At 59.7% G+C, this 23,134-nt stretch carries 18 protein-coding genes and 1 pseudogene; 14 read left to right on the forward strand and 5 right to left on the reverse strand.

Features of this window, described 5'->3' with window-relative positions:
* Nucleotides 1-22: 22 nt before the first annotated feature.
* The 5 genes from PHQ58_RS12855 (at nucleotide 23) to PHQ58_RS12875 (ending at nucleotide 4,791) form a co-directional block, all read left to right on the forward strand.
* On the forward strand, nucleotides 23-628 hold the full coding sequence (locus PHQ58_RS12855) for a hypothetical protein (RefSeq protein WP_300111541.1): 606 nt from the start codon (nucleotides 23-25) through the stop codon (nucleotides 626-628).
* A gap of 138 nt (nucleotides 629-766) precedes the next feature.
* Entirely contained in the window at nucleotides 767-1,756 is a 990-nt protein-coding gene (locus PHQ58_RS12860) for a pseudouridine synthase (RefSeq protein ID WP_300111543.1), read from the forward strand.
* Nucleotides 1,757-1,886: 130 nt separating this feature from the next.
* Nucleotides 1,887-2,867, forward strand: coding sequence for a DctP family TRAP transporter solute-binding subunit (locus PHQ58_RS12865; RefSeq protein WP_300111544.1), 981 nt, complete (start codon nucleotides 1,887-1,889; stop codon nucleotides 2,865-2,867).
* Between the two features lie 107 nt (nucleotides 2,868-2,974).
* A complete protein-coding gene (locus PHQ58_RS12870; RefSeq protein WP_300111545.1) occupies nucleotides 2,975-3,490 on the forward strand; it encodes a TRAP transporter small permease in 516 nt (171 codons plus the stop codon).
* Entirely contained in the window at nucleotides 3,487-4,791 is a 1,305-nt protein-coding gene (locus PHQ58_RS12875; RefSeq protein WP_300111546.1) for a TRAP transporter large permease, read from the forward strand. Before PHQ58_RS12870 ends, PHQ58_RS12875 begins: the two co-directional genes overlap by 4 nt.
* Before the next feature lie 55 nt (nucleotides 4,792-4,846).
* On the opposite strand, the gene PHQ58_RS12880 is transcribed toward PHQ58_RS12875, so the two are convergent.
* The gene (locus PHQ58_RS12880; RefSeq protein ID WP_300111548.1) at nucleotides 4,847-4,993 is read right to left on the reverse strand and encodes a hypothetical protein; all 147 of its coding nucleotides are present in this window, start codon (nucleotides 4,991-4,993) and stop codon (nucleotides 4,847-4,849) included.
* Nucleotides 4,994-5,001: 8 nt separating this feature from the next.
* Here PHQ58_RS12880 and PHQ58_RS12885 point away from each other — a divergent pair, with 8 nt between their 5' ends.
* The 5 genes from PHQ58_RS12885 to htpG all read left to right on the forward strand — a co-directional run bounded on the left by PHQ58_RS12885 (nucleotide 5,002) and on the right by htpG (nucleotide 12,834).
* Nucleotides 5,002-6,267: an alpha/beta hydrolase gene (locus PHQ58_RS12885; RefSeq protein ID WP_300111550.1), complete on the forward strand. Its 1,266-nt coding sequence runs from the start codon at nucleotides 5,002-5,004 to the stop codon at nucleotides 6,265-6,267.
* A 132-nt stretch (nucleotides 6,268-6,399) separates the two neighbouring features.
* Nucleotides 6,400-7,302: a D-amino acid aminotransferase gene (locus PHQ58_RS12890; RefSeq protein WP_300111552.1), complete on the forward strand. Its 903-nt coding sequence runs from the start codon at nucleotides 6,400-6,402 to the stop codon at nucleotides 7,300-7,302.
* Nucleotides 7,303-7,431: 129 nt separating this feature from the next.
* The gene (locus tag PHQ58_RS12895; protein WP_300111554.1) at nucleotides 7,432-8,385 is read left to right on the forward strand and encodes a TAXI family TRAP transporter solute-binding subunit; all 954 of its coding nucleotides are present in this window, start codon (nucleotides 7,432-7,434) and stop codon (nucleotides 8,383-8,385) included.
* Nucleotides 8,386-8,499: 114 nt separating this feature from the next.
* Nucleotides 8,500-10,701, forward strand: coding sequence for a TRAP transporter permease (locus tag PHQ58_RS12900; RefSeq protein ID WP_300111555.1), 2,202 nt, complete (start codon nucleotides 8,500-8,502; stop codon nucleotides 10,699-10,701).
* A 144-nt stretch (nucleotides 10,702-10,845) separates the two neighbouring features.
* Entirely contained in the window at nucleotides 10,846-12,834 is a 1,989-nt protein-coding gene (gene htpG / locus PHQ58_RS12905; protein ID WP_300111557.1) for a molecular chaperone HtpG, read from the forward strand.
* Nucleotides 12,835-13,034: 200 nt separating this feature from the next.
* On the opposite strand, the gene PHQ58_RS12910 is transcribed toward htpG, so the two are convergent.
* Nucleotides 13,035-13,367, reverse strand: coding sequence for a hypothetical protein (locus PHQ58_RS12910; protein ID WP_300111558.1), 333 nt, complete (start codon nucleotides 13,365-13,367; stop codon nucleotides 13,035-13,037).
* Between the two features lie 144 nt (nucleotides 13,368-13,511).
* Here PHQ58_RS12910 and PHQ58_RS12915 point away from each other — a divergent pair, with 144 nt between their 5' ends.
* The 3 genes from PHQ58_RS12915 to PHQ58_RS12925 all read left to right on the forward strand — a co-directional run bounded on the left by PHQ58_RS12915 (nucleotide 13,512) and on the right by PHQ58_RS12925 (nucleotide 15,412).
* A complete protein-coding gene (locus PHQ58_RS12915; protein ID WP_300111561.1) occupies nucleotides 13,512-14,300 on the forward strand; it encodes a 5'-3' exonuclease H3TH domain-containing protein in 789 nt (262 codons plus the stop codon).
* 116 nt (nucleotides 14,301-14,416) lie between these two features.
* A complete protein-coding gene (locus PHQ58_RS12920) occupies nucleotides 14,417-14,857 on the forward strand; it encodes an FKBP-type peptidyl-prolyl cis-trans isomerase (protein ID WP_300111563.1) in 441 nt (146 codons plus the stop codon).
* 123 nt (nucleotides 14,858-14,980) lie between these two features.
* A complete protein-coding gene (locus tag PHQ58_RS12925) occupies nucleotides 14,981-15,412 on the forward strand; it encodes an Hsp20/alpha crystallin family protein (RefSeq protein ID WP_300111565.1) in 432 nt (143 codons plus the stop codon).
* Nucleotides 15,413-15,485: 73 nt separating this feature from the next.
* Here PHQ58_RS12925 and PHQ58_RS12930 read toward each other — a convergent pair whose 3' ends face one another.
* The 3 genes from PHQ58_RS12930 to PHQ58_RS12940 are packed head-to-tail and all read right to left on the reverse strand — an operon-like array spanning nucleotide 15,486 to nucleotide 21,652.
* A complete protein-coding gene (locus PHQ58_RS12930; RefSeq protein ID WP_300111567.1) occupies nucleotides 15,486-16,556 on the reverse strand; it encodes a serine/threonine protein kinase in 1,071 nt (356 codons plus the stop codon).
* Nucleotides 16,549-19,110 carry a type II/IV secretion system protein gene (locus PHQ58_RS12935; protein ID WP_300111569.1) on the reverse strand — a complete coding sequence of 854 codons (2,562 nt, stop codon included), beginning with the start codon at nucleotides 19,108-19,110 and terminating at the stop codon, nucleotides 16,549-16,551. The genes PHQ58_RS12930 and PHQ58_RS12935 overlap by 8 nt, the downstream gene beginning before the upstream one ends.
* On the reverse strand, nucleotides 19,103-21,652 hold the full coding sequence (locus PHQ58_RS12940; protein ID WP_300111571.1) for a GspE/PulE family protein: 2,550 nt from the start codon (nucleotides 21,650-21,652) through the stop codon (nucleotides 19,103-19,105). The genes PHQ58_RS12935 and PHQ58_RS12940 overlap by 8 nt, the downstream gene beginning before the upstream one ends.
* A 202-nt stretch (nucleotides 21,653-21,854) precedes the next feature.
* On the opposite strand from PHQ58_RS12940, the pseudogene PHQ58_RS12945 reads away from it, so the two are divergent.
* Nucleotides 21,855-23,021: pseudogene (locus PHQ58_RS12945) on the forward strand (GMC family oxidoreductase); the annotation flags it as partial.
* Between the last annotated feature and the right edge of the window lie 113 nt (nucleotides 23,022-23,134).

Raw genomic sequence — 23,134 nt, forward strand, 5'->3', positions numbered from 1 at the left:
CTACTTTTCTTGCCACTTTCCCATGGATATTTTTGTTGTTGTTGCCCTGCTGGCCTTCGGCGTGCATGTGTTCAAGACGCGCGAGCAAAAGGAGCGCATTGCCTTGCTGGGCAGCTATCTGGGCAAGTTCCAGATTGAAAAACTGATGCAGGACGTGTTGGATGGCTACCAGCGCGCCCTGGGTGAGTCAGACACCGACCGCCAGGCGCAGGTGTGGCGCTATCTGGAGCCACAAGAGCGGACCCTGGCGGCGCAGTTCGCTCGCTTTGCGCTGGACTTTGCCGAAGTTTATGAAGCCCGGGCGCGCGTGAGCCGTTTGCCGATGGCGCTGCCGTTTGTGTCGCTGGCCTTTCCAGGCAGCACCTTTGATTTGCGTAAACTCATGAGCGTGCATGACCAAGGCATCAGCCGCGCGGTGGCCAACAGCAATGGCCAGGACCCCAAGCGCAAGGCCTTTACCCTGATGGCCGAGTTGCTGCTGATGCAACACAGCTGCCACTGGTTTTGTCGCTCCAAAATAGTGGCATCCGCCCGCATGATGGCGCGGCACAAAACCGCACATGCCCAGCTGCTGGCCTCGGTGAGTCCAGAAACACGGCTGGCCTATGCAGCCGTGGTCGGTCAGTGAATGTGCTGGCTGTTTTAAGCGTGTCAGTGTGAACCCGATGGGTCATCCATGCCCCCCGCGTTCCCTGGTTGATTTATATATAAAATGAGCCTCTAGCCCTTATTAAATAAGCGCTACCAGCTACTAATTAAATAGCATATGCCAAACACCCCTAACCCCCCCGTTTTTCGTCGCGCTGCGCCACCCGCTGCCAAGGCAGCGCTGCCTGCAGGCCAAAGCAACACGGCGGCCGTTGGCCCCAATGGCACGCTGCGCCTGAACAAGCGCATGGCTGAGCTGGGCCTGGCGTCACGCCGTGAAGCCGACGAATGGATTGGCAAGGGCTGGGTCAAGGTGAACGGCCGAGTGGCTGAAATGGGCATGCAGGTGACGCCCGATGTGCGCATTGAGGTCGACAAACAAGCCACCGGTGCGCAGGCCAAACAGGTCACGGTGCTGATCAACAAGCCGCTGGGTTTGGTGAGCGGGCAAGCCGAAGACGGCCACGAGCCCGCCATCACCCTGGTGCAGCCGCAAAACCGCTGGGCTGAAGACAACGCGCGCTTTTTCTTTCACGTAAGCCAGCTCAAAAGCCTGGTGCCCGCCGGCCGGCTTGACATCGATTCGACCGGCCTCTTGGTGCTGACGCAAGACGGCCGGGTGGCGCGCCAGTTGATTGGTGAAGACGCCGTGATGGAAAAAGAGTACCTGGTGCGCGTGGTCTACACCGGCGTCATCAACGCGGCAGCGGCCAACTCAGCGGCTGCCACCTATGCTGCTGCGCCCGGTGCGCGGGCGCGCTCAGCTCAGGCCACGCAGCCTGGCCAGGTCACCCAGCTCAGCCGCATTGACGACGATGACCCCGTCAGCCAGGATGTGCAATCCGTCTTTCCGGCCGAAAAACTGGCCTTGTTACGCCACGGCCTGAGCCTGGATGGCCAAGCCTTGCAGCGCGCCAAGGTCGAATGGCAAAACCCCGAGCAACTGCGCTTTGTGCTCACCGAGGGCAAAAAGCGCCAGATTCGCCGCATGTGTGAACAAGTCGGCCTGAAAGTGGTCGGCTTGAAACGCGTGCGCGTGGGCAACGTCATGCTTGGCAATTTGCCGGTAGGCCAGTGGCGCTATTTGCAGCCGCACGAGCATTTCTGAACCAGCTCTGCCCCAACTGATCGTCGGATGTTGGTCGTGCCCCCAAAGCTATCATTGGCGACTCACCGCGATCAGGGCGACTGTGGTGCAGGCGCAAACAAAATAACTTTCTCTCTTTAAGGAAACACCCATGAAATTCTTCTCCGGTACTTTGACTGCTCTGGCTTGCGCCGCCAGTCTGGCCTTTGCTTTGCCTGCGCTGGCTGCAGAAAAGGTGAACATCGGTGTTGTCACCGGCCCAACCTTTGTCCACACGGTTGCAGCGAACAAGTTCAAGGAAGAAGTCGACAAGGCCTTGCCTGGCAAGTACGACGTGGTGGTGCACCACTCGGCGGCGTTGGGCAGCGAGACTCAGGTGCTGCAACAGCTGCAACTGGGCACAGTGCAGATGAGCGTGACCACGACTGGCCCGATCGAAGCCTTTGTGCCGGAAGTCAAGGCGTTGGAGCTTCCCTTCCTGTTCAGCTCTTATGAATCCACCGACAAGGTGCTGGACGGCCCCATTGGCCAGGACCTGCTTAAACGCTTTGACAAAGCGGGCCTGGTGGGCATGCACTTTTTGGACAATGGCTTTCGCAATGTGACCAACTCCAAGGTGGCAGTCAAGAGTCCAGATGACCTTAAGGGCATGAAGATCCGCACCATGGAGTCGCCAACCCATCTCGCCATCTGGCGCGCCCTTGGTGCCAACCCGACGCCGATGGCATGGCCCATCACCACCCAGTTGCAGCAAGGCGTGCTGGATGGTCAGGAAAATCCGATTTCTGTGATTTCTGCCGCCAAGCTCAACGAATCGGGCCAAAAATACCTGTCGCTGACACGCCACGTCTACTCGGCGTTGGTATTTGTGGGCAGCAAGGCCTTCATGGACAAGCTGCCTGGCGCCGACCGAAAGGTGTTTATGGATGCGGCCAAAACAGCTTCATTAGCAGGCCGCAAGTTTGTGCGTGACAACGAAGCCAGCCAACTCGCCGCCCTTAAGGCTGCGGGCATGCAGGTGGTGGACACCCCCGATCTGGCAGCTTTCCGCGCCAAGACCGAGCCGGTGTACGCGTCTCTGAGCGGCGACACCAAGAAGATCGTTGACGAGATCCGCAAGACTGCCAAATAAATACAAGCCAGTGGGTGCTGTCATGGCGGACCTGATTCGCCATCCCGGTTTTTAGGACGGGGATCCCGGATCAAGCCCGGGGCGACAGCTAACCGCTTCCAAATTTCATGAACATTCATCACAGGCTGCTGGCGGTCAGCAACCTCGTCAATCATTGGGTCGAGCGGGTTTTATTGCTCATGGGCGTTGTTATTTCCGTGATCCTGTTTGTCCAGGTGATTGCCCGCTACAGCGGCCATTCGCTGGCCTGGTCAGAAGAAGTGGGCCGATACCTGCTGGTGGCCACCACCTTTCTGGGGGCCACCGTGGCCTATAAGCGCGCCCACTTCATCGGTTTGGCGGGTTTTGGTGCGCGCTTTGGTCGGCTGATGGAGAAATTCATTTTTCGCGGCCTGCAAGTGCTCACGTTGGCCTGTTTTTGCCTGATCTCCTGGTATGGCGTGATTTACACACTGAAGGCCTGGGAGCAGACCTCGACCGCGATGCAGATGCCCATGTCGCTGCCCATCTCTGTGCTGCCCATTTCGGGTGTGATTTTTTTGCTCCATGTGCTGACCGACATGAGCAAGCGCCACACCTCCCGGCTGGATGAGCAAGCGGACGACGAGGACGGCGCACCATGATCATCATCTTGCTGTTTGTACTGATGTTCTCGCTGATGGCGCTGGGCCTGCCCATTGCGCTGGCCATTGGCCTGCCCGCCATCGGGCTGATCGTCACGCCCGGTGTGTTTCCGGACGTGGTGACGGTGGCCGCCCTAGGCCAAACCATCGTGCAGCAACTGTTTTCCGGCGTTGACTCGTTTGACCTGTTGGCCGTGCCATTGTTCATGATTGCTGGCGCGCTGATGGAGCACGGCGGCATCTCGCGCCGCCTGATCGACTTTGCCAACAGCCTAGTGGGCTGGGCGCCCGGCGGGCTGGCGGCGGCGGCGATTGTGGCCTCGATGATCATTGCCGGCATTTCCGGATCGGCCGCAGCAGATACCGCGGCGATTGGCGCGGTGGTCATCCCGGCCATGATCCGCCAGGGTTACCCGGCGCCGTTTGCGGCTGCCGTGGTGGCGGCAGGCGGGGCCATTGGCATCATCATCCCGCCGTCGATCCCGATGGTGATTTTTGGTTTCATGACCAACATCTCGACCTCGCAACTGTTTGCCGGGGGGCTGATGGTGGGTTTGCTGCTGGGTGTGTCGTTCATCACCGTGGCGGTTTGGATCTCTTGGCACAAGGGGTACGGCCAGCGCACGCCGTTTTGCTGGCGCGAGGTGGCAACCACCGGGCGTTCGGCGCTATGGTCTTTGGGTGCGCCAGTGGTGGTGCTGGGCGGCATCTTGAGCGGCATCGTGACGGTGACCGAAGCTGCAGCGCTGGCTGTGTTTTACGCGCTGCTGGTGGGCACGGTGATCAATCGCGAGCTGGCCTGGAAGAGTCTGCCGCAACTCATCATCAAATCGCAGGTGGCGGCGGCGGGCATTTTGTTCATCATCGCCATGGCCAAGGTGTTTGGCTGGCTGCTGGCGATGCAACAGGGCGCGCAGTTGTTGGACGGTTTTGTCAACTCGCTGTCGCTGCCGCCAGTGGGCTTGCTGCTGCTGGTGATGGGCTTGCTGCTGCTGGTGGGCTGCGTGATGGAAACCACCGCGGCGCTGCTGCTGGTGGTGCCGGTGCTGGCGCTGTTGACGCCGCAGATGATGATTGACCCGGTGCAGTTTGGCGTGCTGGTTGTGATGAACCTGGCCATTGGCATGATGACGCCTCCGGTGGGCATTTGCCTATTTGTCAGCTGCGGTATTGCCAATGTGAGTCTGGGCAAAATCTCGCGCGCGGTGGTGCCATTGGTGGTGGTGGCCATGCTGGACTTGTTGATTGCCGCCCTGTGGTCGCCGCTGACGATGTGGCTACCCACCCTGATTTACCGATAGATGTTATTAAAAGAGGCCCTCAGGGGCCTTTTTTGTGGGTGGCGATGTGCGTGGCTTACACCTTGCGTTGGCGAATCGACGCGGCCAGACCCGCCAAACCGAGTATTTTGAGCAGGTGACTTTTGGCAGTGTCGTGTTGCCCGGCATGCTGATGCGCTGGCCGGGCCTCGGCGTTTTGCTGGCAAGCGTGTGACTTTGCCACAATGGCGCATGACTGCCCCCACGCCCAAAAATACCGCACACCACCTGCGCGCTTCGGACCTGCGCGCCCTTGCCCTGCTGGTCACCGATGCCACGGCCGCGGTGTCCAACATCGCTGAGGGTGTTCACCAGTCCGTTTGGCGCACACTGGGCGCACCCAGTGGCGCCACCCCGGAGCAAACCCGCGGCCTGACCAAACTGGTCTATCAAAGCATCAACGGGGTTTCGCAGCTGGTAGGGCAGGGTGTAATTGCTGCCCTGGACCGGCTGGAGCCACTGTTGCTGCGGCTTGAAAAACAAGGTGACGAATCGCCAGAGCGCGTTGCCGTCATCGCTGCCCTCAACGGTGTCATGGGTGACCGGCTGCAGGCCAGTGCCAACCCGCTGGCCCTGTCTATGACGCTACGTTATCAGGAGCTAGGTGCGCTAGTTTCAAAAGGGCTAGAGGATGATTTGTCGTTAACTGAGCAAATCCCCAGCGCCAGCCCCAAGTTGCTTCTGGTGCTGCACGGCCTGTGCATGAGCGACCTGCAGTGGACCACCCGGCAGCACGGCAAAAACCTCAACCACGCCACCACACTGGCCAGCACGCTGGGCTACACCCCCGTTTACCTGCGCTACAACAGTGGCTTACACGTCTCGCAAAATGGCCACTTGCTGGCCTCCCAGCTGGAGGCGCTGGTGCAGCGCTGGCCGATGGCTCTGACCGACATCACCGTGCTGGCGCACAGCATGGGTGGGCTGCTGATGCGCAGCGCCCTGCATGTCGCCAGCCAAAGCGGCCTGCAGTGGCCGCAGCGCCTGAAAAACATCGTCTTCCTGGGCACACCGCACCATGGCTCGCCGCTGGAGCGCGCCGGCAACTGGGTTGATGTGATTCTGGGCAGCACGCCTTACACCCGTCCGTTTGCCAAGCTTGGCCAGCTGCGCAGCGCCGGTGTCACCGACCTGCGCTACGGCCATGTGCTGGACGCCGATTGGCAGGGCCATGACCGCTTTCACCGCAAGCCCGACAGCCGCACCCCGGTGCCGCTGCCGCAAGATGTCAACTGTTTTGCTGTCGCCGCCACCCTGGCTGCCAAGCGCAGCCCGATGGCAGACCGCCTGACTGGCGACGGACTGGTGCCGCTGCACAGCGCGCTCGGCCAGCATGACGAGGCGCAGCGTTGTCTGCACTTCGCGCCTGAGCGCCAGTGCATCGCCTACCGCACCGGCCACCTGCAGTTGCTCAGCAGCCCTGTTGTGCTGAAGCAGTTGCTCACCTGGCTGGGGTAATCACACCCTGGCAGCCGCCGCTGCTTGTCATGCCTGCATCGCCACCAGCAGGGATGAGGTGGCCTTGTCAGCCCGATGCGTGGGCGGGGTGGGCGTAAACTTTGCCGACCAAAACCAAACCATGGCCCCATCATGAACACTCTGCCAGCGCTGCCTTGTTACCTCAATGGTGAATTCACCACCTTGCCCCACGCCAAGATCAGCGTGATGGACCGTGGTTTTATTTTTGGCGATGGTGTGTATGAGGTGGTGCCGGTGTACCAGGGGCAACTGTTTCGCTTTGAGCACCACATGGCACGCCTTGATCGCAGCCTCAAAGAGCTGCGCATTGTCAATCCCAATACGCGGGCGCAATGGGTCGCAATTGCTCTTAAATTGGTAGCTGAATACGCTCAATCCATAGGGGCTAAGGCGGAAACTACAGATCAATTGATTTATATCCAGATCACCCGCGGCGTGGCCATGCGCGACCACGTCATGCCCACTGACATCACGCCCACCGTGTTTGTCATGACCAACGTGATGAAGCCCCCTAGCGAGCAGCAGCGCGTGGACGGTGTGGCGTGTGTCACTGCCGATGATTTCCGCTGGGAAAAGGCGCACATCAAAGCCACCAGCCTGCTCGGCGCGGTGTTTGCCCGCCAGATCAGCTTTGACGTGGGTGCGGTCGAGACCGTCATGTTCCGTGACGGTTACCTGAGCGAAGCGGCGGCCTGCAACGTCTGGATTGTCAAAGACGGCAAGGTGCTGGGCACACCCAAAGACAACTTGGTGCTGGAAGGTATTCGCTACGGCTTGATCGAAGAAATTTGCCAACAACAAGGCATTGGTTTTGAGCTGCGCCGCATCACTCGCGCCGAGGTTTTTTCTGCTGATGAGGTGCTGTTGTCGTCAGCCACCAAAGAGGTGCTGCCCGTGACCCGGCTGGATGGCCAGCCCGTAGGTACCGGCCATCCCGGGCCGGTGTACGCCCACCTTTTTGAGGGCTACCAACAGGCCAAGGTGAACAATCTGGCTGCGACGAAAGTGAATTAAATCGCGGCCAAAATGCCCCGAGACTAAGGGCTTTCACCCGGGAGGATCAGCTGCGCACGGGGGTAAACTGAGCTGCTTGTCCGGTGCCCAAAGTGCCTGGCATGTCCTTCCACCACTCAGGAGCGCTTCATGAAATTCAAAGTCTTTGCCGCCGTCGTTCTGGCGACAACCCTGCTCGCTGGCACGGCCAGCGCGCAGCAGTTTTTCCGTATCGGCACCGGTGGCACCGCCGGCACCTATTACCCGGTGGGCGGCATGATTGCCAACGCCGTCTCAGTGCCCGGCAAGATCATTGCCACCGCGCAGGCCAGCAACGGCTCGCTGGGCAATGTCAACGGCATTGCGGGCGGCTCCATGGAGTCAGGTTTTAGCCAGTCGGACGTCGCCACCTGGGGGCAAACCGGCACCGGCATTTTTGAAGGCAAACCCAAGGTGGGTGGCCTGCGCATGATTGCCAACCTGTACCCCGAGAGCATCCACGTGGTGGTCAAAAAAGGCTCGGGCTTCAAAAGCATTGCTGACCTCAAAGGCAAACGTGTGGCGCTGGACGAACCCGGCTCCGGCACGCTGATCAACGCCCGCCTGGTGCTGGCGGCCTATGGCATCAAAGAGTCTGACATCAAGGCCGAATACATCAAGCCCAATCAGGCTGGCGACAAGATGAAAGACGGCGCACTTGATGCCTTCTTCTTCACCGGTGGTGCACCCGCTGGCGCCATTGCCGAACTGGCCTCGGCAGGTTCCGGCATAGAGTTGCTGCCGATTGACGGTGCACAAGCCGACGGCCTGCGCAAATCCAGTTCCTTCTTTGCGGTGGACTCGATCCCGTCAGAAACCTACAAGGGCGTGGCGGCTGTGAAAACTTTGGCCGTGGGCGCGCAATGGGTGACCAGTGACAAGGCTGATCTGGATACCGTGTACCAGATCACCAAGGCCCTGTACAGCGATGCTGCCCAGAAGACACTGGCCGCTGGCCATGCCAAGGGCAAGTACATCACGCTGCAAAACGCGGTGCAAGGTGTCGGCATTCCATTTCACCCGGGGGCAGAGAAGTTCTACAAGGAAGCTGGCGTGCTGAAATAAGCCGCGCTTGACTCTCTCTGCCAAGCCTCACCTCACACAGGTGCGGGTTTGGCCCATGGTTTGACGGGCGGTATCACCGCCCGTTGTCGTTGGAAAACTTGAACACACACCCTCATGAGCACAGCCACCACCCTGCCGGACGACAAACAGCTTTTGGCCATGGAGGAAAAGTTCGACCCCGAGATGCGCTTTCGCCCTTCGGTGCCCCCTGCCACGGTGCTCATCAAGTGGTTGCTGATCACGCTGAGTTGCTTTCATTACTACACGGCCGGGTTTGGTTTGCTGCGCGAAACCACGCACCGTGGCGTGCACCTGGCGTTTGTGTTGGGCCTGATTTTTCTGGTGTTTGCCGGCAGCAAGGCGGTGGCCAACCGCCCGGTGCGCCATAGCCTGGCCACGCCGGGTGGCATTCCCTGGTACGACTGGTTGTTGGGCTTGGGCGTGGCGCTGGCGGTGCTGTACATCCCCTACACCTTTGAAGACCTGGCGTTTCGCGTCGGCAACCCAAACACCTATGACGTGGTGTTTGGCAGCATCTTGTTCGTGGCCTTGCTGGAAGCCACCCGGCGCAGCATGGGCTGGCCGCTGCCGATCATTGCGCTCGGGTTTTCCTTTTATGCCTTGTTTGGCCCTATTTTTCCGGGTTTGCTGCAACATGCCGGCTCAGACTGGGCCCAGTTCATTAACCACCAGTACCTTACCAGCCAGGGTATTTATGGCGTGGCCGTGGGCGTGGTGGCCACCTACGTGTTTCACTTTGTGCTGTTTGGCGTGATGGCCACGCGCATTGGCCTGGGGCAACTGTTTTTGGACATTGCGTCGAGCATTGCCGGGCGCTATGCCGGTGGCCCAGCCAAGGTCAGCGTGTTCGGCTCGGCCATGTTTGGCATGTTGTCGGGCTCGTCGGTGGCCAATGCCGTCACGGTCGGCTCGCTGACCATTCCGGCCATGATCCGGGTTGGTTACCAGCGCCACTTTGCTGGCGCGGTCGAGGCAGCAGCCTCAACCGGCGGCCAAATCACCCCGCCGGTGCTGGGTGCTGCGGCGTTTTTGATGATCGAGTTTTTGGGGTTGCCCTACCAGACCATCATTACCGCGGCCATCATTCCGGCGTTCATGCACTTTTATGGCGTCTTCATGCAGGTGCACTTTGAGGCCAAGCGCTACGGTCTGCGTGGTTTGACTGAAGAAGAAATGCCCAAGCTGCGCCAAAGCCTGAAGATGCGCTGGCCCACGCTGATCCCCTTGTTTTTGCTGATCAGCATTCTGGTGAACGGCCGCACGCCTTATTTGGCGGCGTTTGTCGGCATCACCTCCAGCGCCATCGTTGGCCTGACCACGCAAGTGCGCGGCAACACCGCCAAAAACTGGGTTCTCATGGTGATCCTGCATCTGGCTTTGATCACCATTGCGTTCACCAGCCTGGATGAGTCAGTCAAGCTGGGAATTTTTGGCGTCAGCGCGGTTGTCACCATGCTGCTGATGCGCCTTTACAAAATTCGGGGTCGTATTGAACCCGCAGTGCTGGTCGAAACCTTTGAGACCGGTGCCAAATACGCGCTGGCCGTGGGGGCTGCCGCTGCCACCGTGGGCATTGTGATTGGCGTGGTCACGCTGACCGGGGTGGGCTTCAAGATCAGCTTCATCATCACCGGTGCGGCCACAACCATCGCCAATGGGCTGAGCATGGTCATCCCGACCTATTTGATGGCCTTCCAGTCCCTGACCTTGCTGGCTGCACTGGTTATGACGGCGGCCGTTTGCATTTTGATGGGCGCGGGTATTCCCACCACGGCCAACTACATCATCATGGTGACGGTGGCGGCCCCCACGCTGGTGCAACTTGGCGTGGAGCCGCTGGTGGCGCACTTCTTTGTGTTTTATTACGGTGTGCTGGCCGACATTACGCCGCCGGTGGCCCTTGCTGCCTACGCGGCAGCGGGCATGGCGGGCAGCGACCCGTTCAAAACCGGCAACACCGCGTTCCGGCTGGGCATTGCCAAGGCGCTGGTGCCGTTTGTGTTTGTCTTCTCGCCGTCGTTGCTGCTGGTGGCCAAGGGCTTCACCTGGTATGACTTTACCGTCACCTTTGTCGGCTGCGTGCTGGGCATCACCTTTCTGGCGATGGCGTTTTCCAAGTACTTCCTGGTGGAAATGAAGCGCTGGGAGCAGGCGCTGTGTATTGCTGCCGCGCTGCTGATGGTCGCGCCCAGCCTGACAGCCACCTTGATCGGGGTGGCCATGGTGGTGCCGGTGCTGCTGCGGCAGGTGAAGGACTGGCGTACGGCGCCGTTGCGCACCGTCTTGACGCCCTGACTTGGCCGGGGCAGGTTGGCGCTGTAAATCGCGCCATCCTGGCCCCGTCTTGAAATAATCACCATCACCCCCAGTTAATGTTTCGCTTGAGTGCCGGGGCATTTGCTGCCGGTTTTTTAATGCTTTAAGAACAAACCTGAACCCATGACCAAACAAACCCTTTCCTTCCAGGCCGAAGTTGCACAACTGTTGCACCTGGTGACCCATTCGCTCTATTCCAACAAAGAAATTTTCCTGCGCGAATTGATCAGTAACGCGTCAGATGCCTGCGACAAGCTGCGTTTTGAGGCCATCAACGACGGTGGCCTGTATGAAAACGACAGCGAGCTCAAGGTCAAGGTCACGTTTGACAAAGACGCCAAAACGCTCACCATCACCGACAACGGCATTGGCATGAGCACACAAGAGGCCATCGACCACCTCGGCACCATCGCCAAGAGTGGCACCAAAGACTTCGTCAGCAAATTGTCCGGCGACCAAAAGGCCGACTCACAGCTCATTGGCCAATTTGGCGTGGGCTTTTACTCCGGCTTCATCGTGGCCGACAAGATCACGGTTGAGTCGCGCCGTGCCGGCATGAAAGCCGAGGAGGGCGTGCGCTGGATCAGCGGTGGCGCCGGTGACTTTGAGGTGGAAAACACCACCCGCCCAGAGCGCGGCACCAGCGTGATCCTGCACCTGCGTGACGACGCTATGGACTACGCGTCAGCCTGGAAAGTCAAGGGCATCATCAACAAATACTCAGACCACATCAGCCTGCCCATCATGATGGAAAAGGAAGAGTGGAAAGACGGCGAGCTGATCAACCCAAGCGACGAGCAAGGCGGCCGCCAGCCCGGTGGCATGGTCAAGACCGGCGAATGGGAAACCGTCAACAAGGCCAACGCCATCTGGGCGCGCGCCAAGAAAGACATTTCTGAAGAACAGTACAACGAGTTCTACAAACAGATTAGCCACGACTTCGAGGCCCCGCTGGCGCACACCCACAATCGGGTTGAAGGCAGCACCGAATACACCCAGTTGCTTTACATCCCCGGCAAGGCGCCGATGGACCTGTACAACCGCGAAAAATCGGCGGGCGTCAAGCTCTACGTCAAACGTGTCTTCATCATGGACGACGCTGAAGCCCTGTTGCCCACCTACCTGCGCTTTGTCAAAGGTGTGGTCGACTCGTCTGACCTGCCTTTGAACGTGAGCCGGGAACTACTGCAGGAAAGCCGCGACGTGAAAGCCATTCGTGAGGGCTGTACCAAGCGTGTGCTGGGCATGCTGGAAGACCTGGCTAAAAACGACAGGTTGCCAGAAGTTGCAGCGCCAACCGAAGGTGTGACTGATGTTGTGAGTCCTGAAGACAAGGCTGAAGCCGAAGCCAATGCCGGCAAATACACCAAGTTCTACAACGAATTTGGTGCCGTGCTGAAAGAAGGCCTGGGTGAAGACTATGCCAACAAAGACCGCTTGGCCAAGCTCCTGCGTTTTGCCTCCAGCACCACAGACACGGTCAGCGTCAGTTTTGCCGACTACAAAGCGCGCATGAAAGATGGCCAGGAAGCCATCTACTACATCACTGCCGACAACGCCGCTGCTGCCAAAAACAGCCCGCAGCTGGAAGTGTTCAAGAAGAAGGGCATTGAAGTGCTCTTGATGACCGACCGTGTCGACGAATGGGCGCTGAACTACCTGCAAGACTTTGACGGCACACCGCTGCAAAGCGTCGCCAAAGGCGCGGTGGACCTGGGCACGCTGCAAGATGAGACGGAAAAAAAGGCCGCTGAAGAAGCCGCCGAAACCTTCAAACCGATGCTGGCCAAGCTGAAAGAAGCCCTCAAAGACAAGGCCGAAGATGTGCGCGTGACCACCCGTTTGGTCGACAGCCCGGCCTGCCTGGTGGTGCAAGACAACGGGATGAGCACGCAACTGGCGCGCATGCTTAAACAAGCCGGGCAAACTGCGCCAGAAGTGAAACCTGTGTTGGAAGTCAACGCCGAACACCCGCTGGTGAAAAAGCTCGATGGCTCGGTGCATTTCAACGACCTGGCGCACATTTTGTTCGACCAAGCCTTGCTGGCCGAAGGCGGCCTGCCCGCCGACCCGGCAGCTTATGTGAAACGGGTGAATGCGCTGCTGGTGTGATTTTTATAAGAAAAATTGAGCTGTAGCCCTTATGGATAAAGCGCAAGCAGCTATAAATTAAGTAGTAAAATTACAACAGAGCCCCGCAGTTTTTGCAACTGACGGGGCTTTTGTTTGGCGGCTAAGAAGTCAACGCGAGTGGGGTCAGGTCTTGTATTGCAACATTTGCTGTTGGCCAGCGTGATGTTTTCGGTCGCTGGCTAACCAAACATGTTGTCCATGTCTTCCTGAGAGAGCCTTTCCTCGCCACTTTCCGTCGGGGCGGTTTCGGGCGCCATGTCGGCTTCAATCAGGTCTTTCGCCACGTTCTCTAATTGCCGAGGATCAACGCTCAAGATGCGCAACTCCCGCCTGCCGCCATCCTCAGGGAAATAAACCGTCAGCTTTCTTGTGAAATTCCAGTGACCCTGGACAACGCCAATTCGGCCCTCCAGCCGCCTTCTGTCCGACAGTGCCAAGATCGACAGCCGCTCTTCTTTAAAGCGAACTTTGTCGTCCTGCGAGATTTTGGTGGTTGAGTGTTCAAGTGCCATTTGTGAGGTTTTATCGGCACGTCAGGTCGGTCTCTGAAGTGGCGTGGTGTTGCTGCATCCGCCCAAGTCTGCCACGCGGCACAATTCCCGCAAGCTAAAGCTTGTCCAAACCCGTTAAATTTTTCAAATGAGCGTGATCACAAGATGTCTTTACTGATGATTGATGCGATGAACATCATCCGGCGCATCCACGAGGCGGTGCCTGGGCCAGACAGCGAGCAAAAGGTGGCCGACACGGTTACCTCCAGTCTGGCTTCGTTCACGCGCGCACTCAACACGCACCGCCCGACCCATGCCGTGGCGGTGTTTGACCATGGGGGCCGCACCTGGAAACATGATCTCTATGCGTCCTACCAGGCCCACCGAAAACCCATGCCAGAGCTGCTGCGGGAGGGCTTGCTGACCATCAAACAAGGGCTGCAGCACATGGGCCTGCACTGGATTGCCATTGCCGGCATCGAGGCTGATGACGCCATTGCCGCATTGGCAGAAAAATGGTGTCGTGCCAGCCCGGATCAAGCCATCATTTTGTCCAGCGACAAAGACTTTTTGCAGCTGCTCAGTGATCAGGTCTGCATCTACGACCACTTCAAGGGCGTTTGGCGTGATGAGGCGTATGTGCTGGCGAAATTTGGTGTCAAACCCTCTCAAATGGGCGATCTGCTGGCCCTCATGGGTGACGCGGCCGACAACATTCCGGGCGTGGAAAAGGTCGGCAGTAAAACTGCCGCTGGACTGCTTCGCATCAATGGCCATCTTGACCGGGTGATTTCAAACGCCGACAAGGTAGGGGGGCAAGTGGGCGCCAACTTGCGCAAGGGCATTGAGATGGCGCGGTTGTCCAGGCAACTGGTGGCCTTCAAGACAGACGTGCCGTTGGGTCTGACCTGGAAGATGCTGGCGCAGCATCGACCAGTGAACCAGCGCGACTAGGGGGGGGGCTGTGGCGTGTGTCCGGGCCGTCTGGGCATCAAGTCATCCCTTCGTCGTGCCGCAGCCCAACTGGGCGAAAATCAAGCCACTTTTCAACCAACCCCAAGACTGTAGCCATGAAAACTTTTCTCAAAATCGCCGCCCTGACCCTAGCCTCCAGCCTCACCGTTGCCCATGCCGCTGATGCCACGCTGGACGCCTCGGCCAAAGAAGCTGGCGCGGTGGTCACCGCCAGCGGGCTGGTCTACAAGTCGCTCAAAGACGGCGCAGGCGCCAGCCCCAAGGCCAGCGACACGGTCAAGGTGAACTACCGCGGCACGTTTCCGGATGGCAAGGAGTTTGACAGCTCGTACAAGCGGAACCAGGCCATTGAGTTTCCTTTGAACGGCGTCATTCCTTGCTGGACCGAAGGCGTGCAACGCATGAAGGTGGGCGGCAAAGCCAAACTGACTTGCCCCTCAAGCATTGCCTATGGCGCACGCGGCGCCGGTGGTGTGATTCCACCCAACGCCACGCTGCTGTTTGAGGTGGAGTTGCTGGCCATCAACGGCCAATAAGCAGTCGAACGATGCAAAAAGTGCTTGAAAAAGCGCAAAGCCTCCTTATTTTCAGCAGTGAAGGTTTGCAGCCATGGGGGCTGCAGGCCAGTCGCCCCCTCACTGTTGAAAAAGGAGAATCTCATGAATGCATTGATGACACGCGGCGGTCTGTTTGACGACTTTTTCCGCGATGTGGCGCCCGGCTTTTACATCAAACCCCTGCATGGCGACGCGTTGCCCACGCCCGCGCAGATCAAGGTAGATGTGAAAGAAACGGGTGACGCCTACACCGTTCAGGCCGAAATTCCAGGGGTACCCAAGGAAGACATTCAGGTGGCGGTCGACGGCAATGTGGTGAGCTTGCGTGCGGAGATCAAGCAGCAGGACAGCACTGGTGAAGACGAAAAAACCCTGCGCAGCGAACGCTATTTTGGTGCCGTGTCGCGCAGCTTCCAGTTGGCCAGTGACATTGACCAAACCCAGGCCAAAGCCAAATACGACAACGGTGTGCTGACGTTGACTCTGCCCAAGAAGCAGGCCATGAGCGGGGCGCAGCGGTTAACCATCGAATAAGTCCGGTCTCGGCTGGCACCCCCGTCCGTGCTGGTGTGTGGATGGGGTGACGGTTGATGGCCGCGTTGCTGGACTACACCACCAGCGGTTCTTCCTGCATGGCCTCAATCTGCTCTTCCAGCATTTGCACTTGGCCCTGCCAGTAATCGCTGGAGCCAAACCACGGAAAGTTGATGGGGAAGGTGGGGTCATCCCAGCGGCGCGCCAGCCAGGCGCTGTAATGGATCAGGCGCAGCGTGCGCAGCGGCTCGATCAGTGCCAGTTCGCGCCGGTCAAACGGGCGAAACTGCTCGTAGCCGTCCACCAGCGTGCCGAGTTGGTGACTGCGCTGCTGGCGGTCGCCACTGAGCAGCATCCACAGGTCTTGCACCGCCGGGCCAGAGCGGGCGTCGTCCAGGTCAACAAAATGCGGCCCGGGCATGGCACTGGTCGGCGACTCCAGCGGGGTCCACAAAATGTTGCCGGGGTGGCAGTCGCCGTGCAGGCGAATCAGCCGGATGCCACTGTCCTCTGGAAAATCGTCCGCATTTGAATTATTTAAGCTTTTTTGACCTGTGGCCCTTGTTAAGCATGCGTGAGTAGCTATTAAATCAATAGCTTTTTGCGACACCTTGGCCCAGGTGGATTGCACGTCCAGCGGCACCTTGTCGTGCGCCAGCAGCCATTCGCGGCTGTCTATGGCAAAACTTTGCAGGTCAAGGGCGGGCCGGTGCACAAAGGCCTGGGCGGCGCCCACGGTGTGAATGCGCGCCAGGAAGCGGCCGATCCACTCCAGCACCTCGGCATCGTCGAGCTCGGGCATGCGGCCACCGCGCCACGGGCTGACGCTGAAGGCAAAGTCGCCAAACTGGTTCAAGGTACGGCCGTTCAGGGTCAAAGGCCCCACCACGGGAATTTCAGCGTCGATCAGTTCTTTTGAGAACGCATGCTCTTCCAGAATTTGCGCCTGTGTCCAACGCTTTGGCCGGTAAAACTTGGCGACCACCACCGCGCCGTCTTCCAGGTGCGCTTGGTAGACCCGGTTTTCATAAGAGCTCAAGGCCATTTGGCGCCCGTCGCCATACAGGCCAACGCTGGCTAGTGCGTCCATCACCACGTCTGGGGTGAGGGATTGGTAGGGGTGGTTGTGCGGCGTTTCAGTCATGGGTGTGGGCGCGTATGTCGTCAAGGCTGGTCAGGCCAGCGAGCACCTTGGCAAGGCCGTCCTGGCGCAAGGTGCAGAATTTGCTGTCTTTGAAGGCCTCGGCCAAGAGGGCGTCAGCCTTGGCCCCGGTCTGGATCAGGCGGCGCAGGCCGGGCGTCATGCACAGCAGCTCTTGCACGCCAATGCGACCGGCCATGCCGCTGCCCTGGCAATGGCTGCAACCGGTGGCATGGTAGGTGTGCAGCGCGCCCTGGATGCCGTATTGGGCAATCCACTGCGCCAGCAGGTCGTGGCGAGCAGGGCGCAGTGCTTCAGGGAACGCCCGCAGGTAGTCGTCCAGCAGACCGTCAATGTCGGCTTGGCTGGTGGGCTCTGAACTGCGACATGACTGGCAAAAACGGCTCACCAGCCGCTGCGCCAGCACCGCTTGCAGCGCATCGGCCAGGCTGAACGGGTTCACGCCAAGGTTCAGCAACCGCTGCACGGCTGCAACCGCACTGTTGGCGGGCAAGGTGGACAGCATCAAATGCCCGGTGAGCGCGGCCTCTACGGCGACCTGGGCGGTCTCGGTATCGGGCAGCTCATCGGCCATGAGGATATCGGCATCGGCTTGTAAAAACGAGCGCAGGGCGGCGGCGTAGGTCCAGCCAATGTGCGGGTTAATTTGCACCTGGCGCACCCCGGTCTGGGAGCTGTCAAGGCTTGCAACAGGGTCGGTTTGTGCGCACCAGATGTTGCGCTCGGGGCTGTATAAAGCAGCCAGCACGGCGTGCAGCGTGGTGGTTTTGCCAGAGTCAACGGGCCCCGTGCACAGCAGCAGGCCGCGCGGCTGGCTGGTGGCATGTTGCAAGCCCTCCAGGGTTTGCGGGGACAGGTCCAGCTGCTCAAGCGCCAGCGGGGTGCGGCGTGGCAACAGCTTGAGCACCACGTCTTGCAAGCCGTTGGCGGTGGGCAGGGTGCTCACGCGCAAGCGAACCTGGTGCAGCGGGGAAAACGAGTCAAAGTCGATCTTGCCAACCTGTGGCCGGCGCTGCTCAAAAACGTCCAGGTGCGCCATGGTTTTTATGTGCGCCACCAACGCGGTGTGCTGCTGGTGCGGCAGCGTTGCATAGGGTACCAAGCGCCCATTCTGGCGAAACCGAATGCGCAGCTGGGTGCCATCTGGCGGCACCTCGATGTGAATGCCAGTGGCGTCGCTGCTGTGGGCTTGCAGGATCATGGTGGTAACCAGCTGGTCCAGGGCCGGATCAGATTCAGCCAAGGGTGGGGTGTTTCGCTGGCTGTTGTGCCAGCGCGCGCCAGTGTCCGCGGCAAACTCATTGACCGGGCTGGTGGGGCTTGGGGGCAGCGCGCCAAAGTCGTGCAGGTCCATGCGCTCCAGCAGGTCAACGCCGTCGCTCGATGTGCCGATTGTTGCGTCTTGGGTGGCTGTGCTGTTGGGTGGCCAGTTGCCTTGGCTGAGCCGGTCATACGCGGTGGTCATGGTCTGGAGAATCTGGTCTTCATCGCCCAGCGTGGCAATCACCCGCCCGCGCAGCAAAAATTCAAGTTCTTCCAGAAACTCACGACGCGTCGGGTTAGGGCTTGCCACCACGGTCAGCTCGCCGCGGGTCAGCAATGGCAACGCCATCAGGCGCCGCGCTGTGGTGAGCGAGATTTTTTCTAGCGCAGCGGCCTCAATCGGAAACCGGGTCACGTCGACCACCGGATAGCCCATTTTGCGCGCCAGGGCGGTGTTCAGGTCGCGCCGGGTCAAGGCGCCGGCTTGAATCAGCAGCTCACCCAGCGGTTTGGCGCTGCGACCGCTTTGCTCGGCCAGTGCCTGCTGCAACTGCTCTTCGCTGACAAAACCAAGCCGCAGCAAAGCTTCGCCCACACGCACCGCTGGCATTTTCGACTGGTGGTCCAGCGCCAGCATCAGCTGCTCACGCGACACTACCGCGGCGTCGGCCAGGTAGTCTTCGAGCATGAGTGTGTTCGTGACGGCAGGTGAGTTGTGGGCCATGACATTGGCTGTGGCGCCGCCCGCTGGTGTGTCGGTGGTCTGCGGTCCGGCAAGGTTGGACATGCTCACGCTGGCATAGGCGCTGCGCGGTATGAACACCCGCTCTACCGTGCCACGGTTGTCCATCGGGGTAAACACAAACAGCCCAAATGAGGTTTCCCCATAACCCACCGTCAACCCCGAGCGCACGCTGCCGTCAGCCAGGTGTAAGTGGTATTCGGCGGTGGCCTGACGGCTTTGAATGTCTGGAAAATGTTCGGCGCTGAGCAGATCTTGCGGGTAAATCGGTTTCTTAAGGGTCAGGCGTTGAAACTGAGAAAACGCCATCGTGATGGGCGCCGCGGCGCGCTCAACCAGGATCTGAATGGCCTCGACCGCCGGTGAGATCGACACCAGCGCGCAGCGCCTGACGGCACCATTGAGGCCTTCAAGCTCGCAAGCCTGCGGCTCGGTCCATGGCTCGGCCTTGCTGTAAAGCACCGACAGGGGCGCTGGCCAGCAAAAACCATCCAGCCCCGCCATGGATGGCGGCATTTTTTGTTCAAGCATTGCTGTTGGCTCGCACTTCTTCTATGGTGGTCTGCCCGGCCAGCACTTTGGCAATGCCATCCTGGCGCAGGGTACGAAACAGGCCGGACTGGAAGGCCTCGTGCTGGATCAGTTCAGAGCGGGCACCGGTCTGGATCAGGCGTCGCACACCGGGCGTGACACGCAGCAACTCGTGCAGCCCCACGCGCCCGGACATGCCGGTGCCCAGGCAGTGGCTGCAGCCGGGCGCCCGGGTATGGCTGAGCCAGCCCTTTTGTCCGTATTGCGCCATCCATTGCGCCAGCACGTCGTCGCGCGCGGGGCGGCAATCTTCCGGAAACGCGTGCAAATAATCATCCAGCCATTCGTCGATGATCTCCTTGGGGGCGGGTTCGGAGGTGCGGCACTCGGGACAAAAGCGGCGCGCCAGCCGCTGCGCCAGCACGGCCAGGAGCGAGTCCGCAAAGTTGAACGGGTCCATGCCCATGTCAATCAGCCGGGTCACGGTTTCAGCGGCACTGTTGGTGTGCAGGGTGGACAACACCAAGTGCCCGGTCAGCGATGCCTCGATGGCAATCTGGGCGGTTTCTGCATCGCGGATTTCGCCCACCATGATGATGTCGGGATCGGCGCGCAAAAATGAGCGCAGCGCTTTGGCAAAGGTCCAGCCGATTTTGGGGTTGACCTGCACCTGGCGCAAATCAGGCTGGGTGATTTCAACCGGGTCTTCGGCGGTCCAGATCTTGCGCTCGGGGGTGTTTAAAAAACCCAGCACCGAGTGCAGTGTGGTGGTTTTGCCTGAGCCAGTGGGCCCCACGCACAGCACCATGCCGTAGGGCCGGCTGACCGACTCTTTCAGTTGCTCAAAGTTGTACGGCGACAGGCCCAGTTTTTCCAAGGCAATTGGTTTGGCCGATGACAGCAGTCGCATCACCACGTCTTCCAGATTGTTGGCGGTGGGAATGGTGGCAATGCGCAGCTCAAGCCGGTGGCGCGAAGAATATTTGCTGAAATTTATCTTGCCGTCCTGTGGCTTTCGGCGCTCCGAAATGTCCAGGTCGGCCATGATTTTCAGGCGTGCCACCAGCGCAGCACGGTAGGTGGGCGGCAGTTCCAGGTAGGGTGACAAAATGCCGTCCTTGCGAAACCGGATGCGTACTTTAGCGCGCCCGGGTTGCGATTCGATGTGAATATCGGACACGCCCCGGGTGTGGGCTTCAATGATCATGGTGTTGATCAGGCGCACCAGGGTGTTGTCAGACTGCGCAATTTGCTGGTCGTCATCAACATCTTCGTCCCTGCCGAGGTCTTGCAGCTGCATCGACTCAAGCAGCTGCGTGCCGCTGGCTGTTGCTTCGCTGCCAGTGGCGTGTGAATCCCCGCCGCCGGGCCAGTCGATGACCCCCAGTTTTTCGTAGGCGCTTTTCAGGGTGTGCGTGATCTGCATCTCGTCACCCAGCGTGGCAATCACCCGCCCCTGCACCATGAATTCAAGCTCTTCGAGCATTTTGCGCAGGGTGGGGTCGATGGCGGCCACCACCAGCAGTTTGTCGCGCCAAAGCAGCGGCATGATGTGCAGGCGATGGGCGGTGGCGGCAGGTACTTTTTTGAGCGCTTCAACGTCAATGGGGAACTGGGTGACATCCACCATGGGGTAGCCCATTTTGCGTGCCAGCGCGGTGTTCAGGTCGGTTCGCGCCAGGTAACCCAAGTTCACCAGCATTTGCCCCAAGGGCACGGAGCGCTCGGTTTTCTGTCTTTCAAGCGCCAGCGTCAGTTGCTCGTCGTCGATGTAGCCCAGCCGGGTCAAGGCTTCGCCGACGCGAATCATGGGCATTTTTGACTGCTGGTCGAGCGCCAGCATCAATTGCTCCGGTGACACCACGGCGTTTTCCACCAGATAGTCGCCCAGCTTGCGTGCGCGCAAGAGGTGTTGCTCGGTGGCTACGTCCTCTACCTGTTGGGCCGACACCGCATGCTGGTGCACCAGCATTTGTCCAATGTGATCGCCCATGCTCACGCTGACAAACGCCTCGCGCGGCACAAATACGCGTTCCACTGCGCCATGTTCATCCAGCGGGGGGAACACAAACAGACCGTAGTCGGTTTCCACATAACCCACGGTCGCTCCGGAACTGGTGTTGTTGTCGCCCAGTTGCAGGGTGTACTGCACCGTGGAGCGGTAACTCAAAATGTCATCAAATGGCGCGTTGCTGACGGCTTTTTGCGGATGAACAGGTTGCTTGAGCGTGAGGCGGCGAAACTGCGAAAAGGCCATCGGCATCGGCGTTTTGCTGTTCTCGATCTGAATCAGGATGGTGTGCTCTGCCGGTTCGATCGACACCAGGATGCAGTTGCGTATGGCGCCGTTCAAGCCTTCAAGCTTGCACACCTGCGGCTCCGACCAGGGCTCTGCCTTGGCGTAAATGGCGTAGGGCGGGCCTGGCCAGCTAAAGCCAGTGGGTTTGCCATTGGTATTGGACGGCACCTGCGCGTCTTTGGCCAGCAGGCTCAATGACGCCGCATCATTTGGGCGCTCGGGTGAGGAAATCGATGCAAACATCAGCACTCCTGATTAATTCAAGCCCCTATCATGCCCGATTGCGCGCGATACCCGGGCGTGATGCGCCGGGATTTTCTGCGGCTTCAAGGGCCGGCCCAGGGGTTGGCGCCTGCTTGGCGCAAGCCTCTAAAACCCGGGCATTTTTTGCTGTAATGTGCAGCGCAGGCACATTTTTAAACTTTTCAAGTGCCGGGAGAACACCATGTTTGACTACCTCATCATCGGCGGCGGCTCGGCTGGCTGTGTGCTGGCGGCGCGCTTGTCTGAAGACCCCGCCATCAACGTCGCCCTGTTGGAAGCCGGCCCGCCCGACAGCAGCGTGCTGATTCATTGCCCCGCAGGCCTGGCGGTGATGGCCAAATTCGCCCTGAATGGCTGGGGCCTGAACACCGTGCCGCAGCCTGGCCTGAACGGACGCAGCGGCTACCAGCCGCGTGGCAAGGTCATGGGTGGGTCCAGCTCGCTCAACGCCATGATCTACACGCGTGGCCACCCGGCCGACTACGACTTCTGGGCCGCCCAGGGCAACCCCGGCTGGTCGTTTGCCGAGGTGTTGCCGTACTTCAAGAAGGCCGAGCACAACGAACGCGGCGCTGATGCGTTTCATGGGGTGGATGGGCCACTCAACGTGATGGACCTGGCGCAACCCAACCGCTTCAGCGAGTTGTTTGTGCAGGCCGGCGAGCAGGCGGGTTATGCCCGCAATGCAGACTTCAATGGGTCTGAGCAAGAAGGGGTGGGCCACTATCAGGTGACGCACAAACTGGGCGAGCGGTACAGCGTTGCCAAAGCCTACGTCACGCCCAACCTGTCGCGCCCGAACCTGCACGTGTTCACCGGTGCGCTCATTACCCGCATCCTGCTAGAGAAAAAGCGCGCCGTGGGGGTGGAGTTTGAGCATGAGGGGCAGACCAAACAACTCAAATGCCAGCGTGAGGTGCTGCTGTGCGCGGGGGCCATCCAGTCGCCACAAATTTTGATGCTCTCTGGCATCGGCCCCAAAGCGCATCTGCTGGACCACCACATCGTGCCGCTGCACCACCTGCCCGGTGTCGGCGAACACCTGCACGATCACATTGACATGGTGCAGGTGGTGGATGTGCCCGCTGCCAAAGACCTGTTTGGTGTGTCTGCAACGGGGGCGCTAAAGATGATCAAAGGCGCTTGGCAGTGGCGCCAGCACCGCAGCGGCATGCTCACCACCAACTTTGCCGAAGCCGGTGGGTTCATCAAGAGTGACCCCGATGAGGCCATTCCCGATCTGCAACTGCATTTTGTGATTGGCAAACTCATCAACCATGGCCGTACCACCACGCTGGGGCACGGCTTCTCATGCCATGTGTGCCTGCTGCGCCCTAGGAGTCTGGGCGGCAGACCAATTTTCAGTGCTCCCTATTCACCCTCGGCCACCCCAAGCGGCTTAGCGATGGTGAACGCGTCTACCAACAAGCATATCGTTGGTGACGCTTAGGTCATTTGGCG

The sequence above is a fragment of the Rhodoferax sp. genome, assembly GCF_028688795.1.
In the GTDB taxonomy this organism is placed as follows: domain Bacteria; phylum Pseudomonadota; class Gammaproteobacteria; order Burkholderiales; family Burkholderiaceae_C; genus Rhodoferax.

Bases quoted from the DNA above. Each gene is read 5' to 3' on its own strand.
- PHQ58_RS12920 (WP_300111563.1), top strand. From the start codon at position 14,417: ATGAAAACTTTTCTCAAAATCGCCGCCCTGACCCTAGCCTCCAGCCTC.
- htpG (WP_300111557.1), top strand. From the start codon at position 10,846: ATGACCAAACAAACCCTTTCCTTCCAGGCCGAAGTTGCACAACTGTTG.
- PHQ58_RS12855 (WP_300111541.1), top strand. From the start codon at position 23: ATGGATATTTTTGTTGTTGTTGCCCTGCTGGCCTTCGGCGTGCATGTG.
- PHQ58_RS12885 (WP_300111550.1), top strand. From the start codon at position 5,002: ATGACTGCCCCCACGCCCAAAAATACCGCACACCACCTGCGCGCTTCG.
- PHQ58_RS12860 (WP_300111543.1), top strand. From the start codon at position 767: ATGCCAAACACCCCTAACCCCCCCGTTTTTCGTCGCGCTGCGCCACCC.
- PHQ58_RS12940 (WP_300111571.1), bottom strand. From the start codon at position 21,652: ATGTTTGCATCGATTTCCTCACCCGAGCGCCCAAATGATGCGGCGTCA.
- PHQ58_RS12865 (WP_300111544.1), top strand. From the start codon at position 1,887: ATGAAATTCTTCTCCGGTACTTTGACTGCTCTGGCTTGCGCCGCCAGT.
- PHQ58_RS12870 (WP_300111545.1), top strand. From the start codon at position 2,975: ATGAACATTCATCACAGGCTGCTGGCGGTCAGCAACCTCGTCAATCAT.
- PHQ58_RS12910 (WP_300111558.1), bottom strand. From the start codon at position 13,367: ATGGCACTTGAACACTCAACCACCAAAATCTCGCAGGACGACAAAGTT.
- PHQ58_RS12895 (WP_300111554.1), top strand. From the start codon at position 7,432: ATGAAATTCAAAGTCTTTGCCGCCGTCGTTCTGGCGACAACCCTGCTC.
- PHQ58_RS12915 (WP_300111561.1), top strand. From the start codon at position 13,512: ATGTCTTTACTGATGATTGATGCGATGAACATCATCCGGCGCATCCAC.
- PHQ58_RS12875 (WP_300111546.1), top strand. From the start codon at position 3,487: ATGATCATCATCTTGCTGTTTGTACTGATGTTCTCGCTGATGGCGCTG.
- PHQ58_RS12935 (WP_300111569.1), bottom strand. From the start codon at position 19,110: ATGCTTGAACAAAAAATGCCGCCATCCATGGCGGGGCTGGATGGTTTT.
- PHQ58_RS12930 (WP_300111567.1), bottom strand. From the start codon at position 16,556: ATGACTGAAACGCCGCACAACCACCCCTACCAATCCCTCACCCCAGAC.
- PHQ58_RS12890 (WP_300111552.1), top strand. From the start codon at position 6,400: ATGAACACTCTGCCAGCGCTGCCTTGTTACCTCAATGGTGAATTCACC.
- PHQ58_RS12925 (WP_300111565.1), top strand. From the start codon at position 14,981: ATGAATGCATTGATGACACGCGGCGGTCTGTTTGACGACTTTTTCCGC.
- PHQ58_RS12900 (WP_300111555.1), top strand. From the start codon at position 8,500: ATGAGCACAGCCACCACCCTGCCGGACGACAAACAGCTTTTGGCCATG.